Origin of the sequence: Halomonas caseinilytica (assembly GCF_001662285.1) — a bacterium.
In the GTDB taxonomy this organism is placed as follows: Bacteria; Pseudomonadota; Gammaproteobacteria; order Pseudomonadales; family Halomonadaceae; genus Halomonas; species Halomonas caseinilytica.
In genome coordinates, this window is the sequence record NZ_BDEO01000016.1 from 41,531 (window position 1) to 49,351 (window position 7,821).

Genomic DNA, 7,821 nt, shown 5'->3' on the forward strand with positions numbered 1-7,821 from the left:
CGGGGTGGGATCATGCGACGGTGGCGAACACGAAGGCGTCCGGCTCGTGGTAGCCCGGCAAAGGCGCAGACTGCATCGACAGGAAGCGCACGCCCTCATCGTCCTCGATCCAACTCTTGGGATAACGATCAACATCGAACAGCGCGCCCTCAATCGCCCGCACGTCCTGGATCGCGCCATAGAGCATGGAACAACGACTGGTGGTCGGGCCGACAACCAGCCCGCCCGGCGGAATCATTGGCTCCTCGACTCCATTATCATCGAGGTACCACTCCTCGTAGGTGTAGAGGTCGATGCCGGGATCGCGCAGATAGCCCAGATAGGTCACACCGTCAGGCAGTTCCTCGGGGCGAATCATGCCCAGGTCGATACGACGCGTATCGAGCTTCTTCCGGAAGTCCTCGTTGTCGAGCATGGCGTCGGCCGCCTCCACACTGAGCACCGCCGCGGCACCGGTGCGGCCGCTGTCCTTGGCAATGAGGCGCTTGTACTTGCGCAGGTTGCCGATCGGATCGCCGCCGGCGTCCGTCCATGGAGTTGCCTCGGTGATGATGTGGCTGGCGTCCATCTGGAAATCGACGACATCGTCGACACCATCCCCCACCACGTTCACCTGGCCGCTGGTCAGGGCTTGGGCCACCATCCATTCTTCGCGGCGACTGATCTGGTCGTCCAGTTCATCGAAGTCACGCGCCATCTGCTCACCCGCGCGGTCAAGCGGTGTGCGTGCAGAATAGAGGGCTTCGCCCGGCGAACGCTGGTTGAGCAGTAGGCCTGCCGTGGTTTCGAGCTTGGGTTTCACATAGGCCGGCGTGTAGGAACGCATCACGCTCCCAGCACGGTCCACGATGTGGCCCGGTCGATTAGGACGAACGAAGGGCGCCATCTTGCGCTTGCCCTTGATAATGTCGATGTCGACATGCTGGGTCGTGAAGTTGCGCGTGGGGGCACCGAAGAACAACGTGGTGAGGAAGCGTCGGGAGCGCTTCATCTTCTCCACGGCCTCCAGCATCGTGCGGGTATCAAACAGATTTACAGGCATGAGAGGTTTCCTCGTCGGAAATGTCAGGGAGACACAGGCTGAGACAGGCCTTGGCCGAGCCGATTAGTCGACGAACAGAGACAGGGGTCGCAGGGCCTCGCGCACGCTGTCGATGGTGTGGCCGGTACCGATAGTCAGCTTCTCGCCACGGAGGTCCCCGCTGATCTGCACCTCGGCCTCGACAGCACCGCCAGAAGCATCGACGTCGTCGAATAGCACGACGGAGGGCGATTCACTGCCGTCACCGGCAGCCGACGCCGAGAGCTTGTACTCGCTGCTCGCCGTTACTTTTCCGAGTACGGCGCCGGCCGGCTGCACCTGGCCGGCTTCGATGGTTACGGTCATGTAGCGACGCGGGAAATTGCCACCGCTGATGCCGTTACGGTCGGGATGATTGGTCTGGGTCATGCCGGGCATGGTCAGGATCCTCTATCGTGATGGGAGACTGGGCGCCTTAGTCCTTCCAGGCGCCGGTGATGGCAGAGACCGCGGACTTCCGCTCTTCGCCCTCTTTGTCATCCTTGGGAGGCTGGGCGGTGCTGGTCTGCGTACCGTCGGCAGCGATGTCGGACAGAGAGATGCCCCGGTCCTGAGCGGCTCGGAACAACTTGAGTCCGGTCGCTTCCACGCTCGTGCCTTCATCGATGGCCGCCGCCACCTCCTTCTCGAAGCCCGGCGAAGCCAGTTCGAGAATGCCCTTGCAACGCGCACGCTCGGCCTCGGTGGCCTCGGTGTTGAGCTTGTCGGTATCGACTGCTTCGGGCTCGGCGATCTTGATGGACTTCGGGTCGGTGCCGGCCTCGATCGCGGCCTGCAGTTCGGCCGTGGTCTTAACGGTGGTCATGATGGTGCTCCTCGGTTGGCTACTGGCGGATGTGCCGGCCAGCTCGGCGATGACGGATTCCAGGGAGCCGAGGCGGTCGGCCATGCCGGCCTCCACCGCCAGGGCTCCAGTGGCAACGCCTCCCTGACGGAACCGGTCGTTGACCTCATCGCGTGGGAGGTCTCGGTTGCGGGCGACCTTGTCCAGGAACACGGCGGCCAACTCGTCGGTGCGCGCCTGCAACTGGGCACGGCCGGCCTCGGTCTCGGGGTCGGGCCGTTTGTTGGGTGCGTTGCTGGAGACGATCTCGTAGCTCTTCTCGCCAGGACGGTCCTCGCGCTTGCGCAGGCTGAGCACCACGCCAACGCTGCCCAGCTGGGCGGTGTCGTCGACGATCACCTCGTCGGCAGCGCTGCCGACCCAGTAGAGTGCGCTGGCCATCTGGCCGCCGGCATAGGCCTTGATCGGCTTCTGCCCTCGGGCGTTGTAGATCAGGTCGCTCAGTTCGTTGATGCCGGTCGCCTCACCACCAGGACTGTCGATGTTGAGCACGATGCCCTGGATGCCTGGATCATCGAGTGCGGTCTGGATGTCCTTGACCAGCATCTCGGTGCTGACAGCGCCGCTGATCTCAGTGAACAGGTTGGCGTATCGGAACACCGGGCCTGTGATCGGGACCACGGCCACGCCATCGCGCACCGTCACATTGCGGGTGTTGTCCAGAGGTCGACCGAGGCGTGCCTCCAGGGCCTCGACATCACCCTGGCGATCGGCGACGGCAAGTAGGGTGTCCAGCGCCTCGGCGGTCATCAGCCAGGTACGACTGGCCGCCAGCTCGAAGGCGGTGCGGGGCATGGGCGTCTCCTACGAAAAGACCCGCCGGATTGGCGGGTCAGTCGGTGTCATCATTGTTTCGATTGGGATCCGGCGGCTCGGGATCATGCACCTTGCCGCCGACATAGATCGGCACGCCGTTCTCTCGCTTCCAGCGAATTTCCCGGGCGCGATCCTGGGCTACGTCGTGCCAGTCTTCACCGTGAAACGCCATGGTTTCCAGGTGCTCATTACTGGTGCCATTGGCGATGCGTTCGGTAGCTGCCCTGGCGTCGACCTGCTCATTGAGCGAGCCCAGTGGCTCGCCAATCCACAGCGCCCGCACGTAGGCACGGCGCTTGGCTGGGTCGCGATAACCGGGCGCCTTGATGCGCCCGCTGGCCACGAGCTCGTCTACCACCAGTTCATAGGCCGGCTGGCAGAACTGCACGGTCAAGTGGTGCCGGCGTTGCTTGATGAACTTCCAAAGCTGGTTGAAAGCGGCCCGAGCCGCGGTGTAACTGGTACTGAAGTGCATCATCAGCACCTCGGACGGCTGTTCCAGGGCGGCGCCAATCTCCTTGACGATGGCCATGAAGAACGGGTCGAACTGCGCGTTCGGCCTGTCGGGGCTGATCGGTACCGGCTCAGCACCTTCCTCGAGGTCCCAGACAGCGCCCTCACCCAGGGTCAGATTGTCGCCGTCGGGCGTATCGTCCTGATTGGAGGTTACGACCGGGCGCTCGGGCTTGCTCGGATCGTCACTCTGCTCATCCCACATCGTGGCGCCTCCGAGACTTTGGTCACCTTCGGAAGCGTCGTGCTTGATGGCAACGGTGAACATCGCGCTGATCACCGCCGCTGTCAGTTCCGCCTGGCTGAAACGCTCGAGTTTCTGCAGCGCCTCGAGGATCGGGGCCAGATACGGAACACCACGCACCTGGCCTGGCCGCCCCTTCTCGTTCATCAGGTGCAAGACGCGCCGACGACCGGTGCGTTCACCGAATACCGGCACCCATGTCCAGTCCTGATCGGTGGTGTGATCGCTGGGGTAACCGTCACAGATCCTGACGGCTATCGGCCGACCGATCGAGTCGACGCGTATACCATCCACTTCATTGCGACGCTCCGGGCCAGTGAGCGGCGAACCCACTCTTTCCGCTTCGACCAGCTGCAGCTTGGTACCGAAGAGGCCGCCGATCTGTCGCACATTGGGCGTCAGGCCAAAGACGTCGCCGCTGACCAGCGCACTGATGAATGCCAGGCGTTGGAGCATGTAGAAATCCTGCCCAGCCTCGGCATCACACTCGGCAGGATCCTCGGCCCACAGCCGAAAGCCACGAGCCAACTCGTCGTTAAGCTGTGCGGTCTCTTCCTCGTTGAGTCCCAGGGCCTGGCCGTCGACATTCGGCCGGACGGTCAGGCCCATGCCGACCACATTGGTGGCTGCGCGGTTGATGGCCGCGCGCCCCAGCATGTGGTTGCGGTAGGCATCACGGGAGCGACTGATCAGCGTTTCACGCTCACCCGTCGGAGTGTCCTGTCGCGGACTGCCGAGCCCCGGCAACCAGCTCATCATCGAGCGGAGCATGCGACTTGCGCCACGGTGTCGGGTTTCGCTGCCAGTGTTGGCACGAGGTGTCGGTGCCGTTTCAGCCAGTCGTCGCACCTCGTCTCGAGCAGCCTGTTCACGCACATCGTTCAGGCTGCGCGACTGAAACAGTGACTTCAGCATGATCAAAACCCGATATAACGAACACGGCTACGACCACCCCTGCCACGGGCAGCAGCCTGTTCCTGGTTAGCAAGCTTGGCGTAGCGCTTTTCCATGTCGTACAGGGTGCTGAGGGTGGCGCGGGTATACTGCTTGTTCCCCAGCATCCAGCTCTGCGAACCGGACAGGATCTGGTCGATGGCCTCGCGTACCTTGCGCAGGCGCTCGGTATAGGTCTCGGTCTCGGTGCTCATGCGCTGTGGTTCCTGTTCATTCGCCGCCGCCGCCGGCGACCAGACACACCGACCGGGGCCGCAGTCCCAGCCGGGGCATCAAAGAGTGTTGGTTGAGTCAGAGTCTGTTCGAGCGCATCCCAGTCCCGCTCGCGCATCACGTGCGTCCGGCTGGAGCGTGCCGCGTGGAGCGCATAAACCTCGCAATCCAGCGCCTCGTTGTGGACGCCGGATTTTTTCTGCCATACACGCTTCCGCGGATTGCGTGGATGTGGCGCCTTGACCTCGGCGGTCAGCTGCTGCCAGTAATCGGCGCGAACGCTTCGGTACCAGTGCATCCGTCCAGGGCCTGAGCCATGCAAATGGATGCGGGCCTCGAGGATGAGGTCCTTGGCCTTGTGCGTGCCGACGATGAAAGGCCGGAGACCATACTTGTCAGCCTTGGTATTGGTCCGGTTCGTGTCGTCCGAGACTTTGGGACGGCTGAAGATCTCGCGATTCTCGCTATTCAGCGAGGCCCCCTTGACGGCCATGACGCCATGCCGCTGCCGCGCGCGGACGTAATGGTAGACGGAGTCACTAGTCTGCCCGTCTGAGCTGTCGACGCCCACGGCCGCGACCCGCAGTGTCGCCCCACTGTCGTGCTCGAATCCAGTAGTCAGTAGGCTGTCCAGCTCATTCCAGACCGGGTCGGCCTTGTCGATGGGGTTGCCATAGAGCTCACCCCAGTAGACCAACCAGCTCTCCTCGCCACGTCCCCAAGCGCGAATGATCACCGCCAGACGATCGTGTTGGACGTCGACTCCGGCCGTGAGCAGCAACCCACCACGCGGGACCGTCTTCTCGGCGTAGTCTTCGGCGCGATCCTGCAGCTCCTCGATCTCCGGCGTGTCCCCCTTGAACTCGTAGGGCAAGCCCATCGAGCTGTTGGTGAACACGATCAAGTCGCTGAAGTCGCCCTCGTCCGCCGCGTGCTTGGCCGACAGCCACTTCTCCATGAGTCGCGCAAAGCGCGAGTCCGGGAAGGTGCTGAGCAGCTCGTTCATGTAATAGCCGGCAATGCCCCGAAACTGGGCCATGGCTACCCATTCCCCGCGACGCAGATTGGCGTTTTTCTGCTGATCGTTCCATTCGCCGCCGCAATGCGGGCACGCGTAGATGGTGCGCTCCGGCTGGTAACTGCCGTACACGGGGTGCCGTTGGTCCGGATCCGTCGGACAAACCAGGTTGTCGAACGACAGCTCGTGACGCTCTCCACAATGGTGGCACGGCACCATGCAGCGGCGTTGATCGCTATGCTGCATCTCGGCTTCGATGGACGAGATGCCGGCAATGGTCGGCGTGCCGCCGATGATGTACTTTTTCCTACCTCGACCGTAGGTCTTGCCCCGCTCCTTGAGCAGCAGGATTGAGTCGCCTTGCCCTTTCAGGTTCAAGTTGCAGTCATCTGGCTCCTCGACGAACCCTCGCGGACTCGGCGTCGACTTCACCGATGCCGGCGAGTTCGAGCCGACCAGTTTCAGGAAGCCGCCAGGGAACCGCTTGAACTGCTGGCGTTGCTGCAGCTTGCGCGAACGCAGGTCGATCTTGTTGCGTAGCCGAGGTGTGGCCTCGACCATCGGCTCGAACTTCTCGGCGACGTACTCCTTGGCCGCCCCATCCTTGGGGAACAACCCGATAACAGGCGAGGGATCGACATCGATCCAGCGACCCAGCGCGTTGCCGAGCACACCGGATGTCCATGCCACCTGAGCCGATTTCTGGCAGCACACCTCTTCGACATTCGGGTCGTCCAGCGCCTCGAGCGGACCACCAGGGAGTGCCAACGCCGGCGTCACGTGGATGCTGTACTTGCCGGGCCTGGCCGTTTCGACCTCGCTCATCCAACGATGCTTGTTCGCCCACTCCAGGGTGGTGATGTTCTCGGGCGGGGCAAACTGCCGAGCCAGGTTACGAGTCCAGCGCTTCGCGTTCCTCTTCAAGCGCGCTCGCATCTTCGGCTCCAGACGGTTCGCCTGGCTCGATGTCATCGCTTGGGTCATAGTGGCTCAGTGTCGTCAGAGCGGCTTCGACGTGACGGCGGATGATCGATACGTCGATCTCGTCGCCCATGATGGCGGTCAGTTCCGCCGCCAGTGCGTCGGGCATGTTGAACAGCATCTCGGCGCGCGCGGCCTCGACCATAGCGGCGTACTCAACATCCAGGTCTTCCGGCATGACCAAAACGTCATCTTCCTTGAGCATGTCGCGTTCTAGCTGGTCGCCACGCAAACGGTCCAATCGATCCTTTGCCGACTCTCGGCTCGCCTCGGCCGCCCGAGCCAGCATCCACTCAATGGCCTCCCCGACGCTGTACCGGTTGCTACCGCCACGACCGGCAGAGTGCAGCACCGGCATCCCATCCTTCTGCCAGTCAGTCAGCGACCTTTCGGAGATCCCGAGGATCTCGGCCAGGTTTCGCTTGTTGGCTTCATCGGGATAGCCAGCTTCACGCCAGTTCGTCATCGCCTGGCAGCAAGCCTGGAGCAGTTCCGATGCCGTCATGGAAGATCAACTCGCTGAAAAGTAAGGAAGCCATGGCAAAAATTCAGCTGCACGAATTCTGCGCTGCTGCGGCCCCGTATACGTGGCCGGGCCCCCTGGAAGGACCCGCGGCATACCCCCGAAGGGGCTCATCGCCGGCCAGACCGAAGGCGCCGATCGACATAGCGTGTCAGCCGCTTGACCTGCTTGCCGGGCCAGAGGAACGGCCTGATAGCCCACCATGCAACGACCAGCAGCAGGGTTTCCAGGTGCTGCGGAACATCACTCGACTCCTACATCGTTGCTCAGGATCTCCACCACGGCGGCGCGATCCGCGTTGGCGCGGCGGCGGAGCGATTCATAGTCAGCGAGCAGCTGCAGCAGATCCCGGTTGTGCGTCATCTCCGCTCGACTCGGGGCCGGCAGTGGTTCCACCAGGTGTGGCGGCACCTCCGGCGTCACTATCACCGGCACTCGCACCGTCTTTGGCTGGGAGCCGACGCAGCCACTCACGAGCAGCAGAAGGCACGAACTGATCAGCCCAATCAGCAGTCTCGGCATCGGTACGCTCCAGGTCTCGGGCTGCCTGCCGCATGAGGTCGACGAGCTCTCCCTCGCGCTGCAGGCGTTCATCACGATCTCGCAGGGCAGCGGTCATCTGTTCCATCTGCCG

The 7,821-nt window shown here is 63.1% G+C and carries 8 protein-coding genes; all 8 read right to left on the reverse strand.

The genetic code is table 11. The annotated features are described in order from the left end of the window. Positions 1-10: 10 nt before the first annotated feature. The 8 genes from HSDC_RS15340 to HSDC_RS15375 all read right to left on the reverse strand — a co-directional run bounded on the left by HSDC_RS15340 (position 11) and on the right by HSDC_RS15375 (position 7,709). The gene (locus HSDC_RS15340; protein ID WP_064700830.1) at positions 11-1,042 is read right to left on the reverse strand and encodes a major capsid protein; all 1,032 of its coding nucleotides are present in this window, start codon (positions 1,040-1,042) and stop codon (positions 11-13) included. Between the two features lie 63 nt (positions 1,043-1,105). Then, entirely contained in the window at positions 1,106-1,459 is a 354-nt protein-coding gene (locus tag HSDC_RS15345) for a head decoration protein (protein WP_082920077.1), read from the reverse strand. A gap of 37 nt (positions 1,460-1,496) precedes the next feature. Further along, complete coding sequence (locus HSDC_RS15350) at positions 1,497-2,720, reverse strand: S49 family peptidase (protein WP_064700831.1); 1,224 nt, start codon at positions 2,718-2,720, stop codon at positions 1,497-1,499. Positions 2,721-2,757: 37 nt separating this feature from the next. Next, a complete protein-coding gene (locus HSDC_RS15355) occupies positions 2,758-4,413 on the reverse strand; it encodes a phage portal protein (RefSeq protein WP_064700832.1) in 1,656 nt (551 codons plus the stop codon). A 2-nt stretch (positions 4,414-4,415) separates the two neighbouring features. Continuing rightward, entirely contained in the window at positions 4,416-4,646 is a 231-nt protein-coding gene (locus HSDC_RS15360; protein WP_064700833.1) for a DUF6148 family protein, read from the reverse strand. Beyond that, positions 4,643-6,508 carry a phage terminase large subunit family protein gene (locus HSDC_RS15365; RefSeq protein WP_244883835.1) on the reverse strand — a complete coding sequence of 622 codons (1,866 nt, stop codon included), beginning with the start codon at positions 6,506-6,508 and terminating at the stop codon, positions 4,643-4,645. The genes HSDC_RS15360 and HSDC_RS15365 overlap by 4 nt, the downstream gene beginning before the upstream one ends. A gap of 67 nt (positions 6,509-6,575) precedes the next feature. Beyond that, on the reverse strand, positions 6,576-7,169 hold the full coding sequence (locus tag HSDC_RS15370) for a terminase small subunit (protein WP_082920078.1): 594 nt from the start codon (positions 7,167-7,169) through the stop codon (positions 6,576-6,578). Between the two features lie 261 nt (positions 7,170-7,430). Further along, the gene (locus HSDC_RS15375) at positions 7,431-7,709 is read right to left on the reverse strand and encodes a hypothetical protein (RefSeq protein WP_064700835.1); all 279 of its coding nucleotides are present in this window, start codon (positions 7,707-7,709) and stop codon (positions 7,431-7,433) included. Between the last annotated feature and the right edge of the window lie 112 nt (positions 7,710-7,821).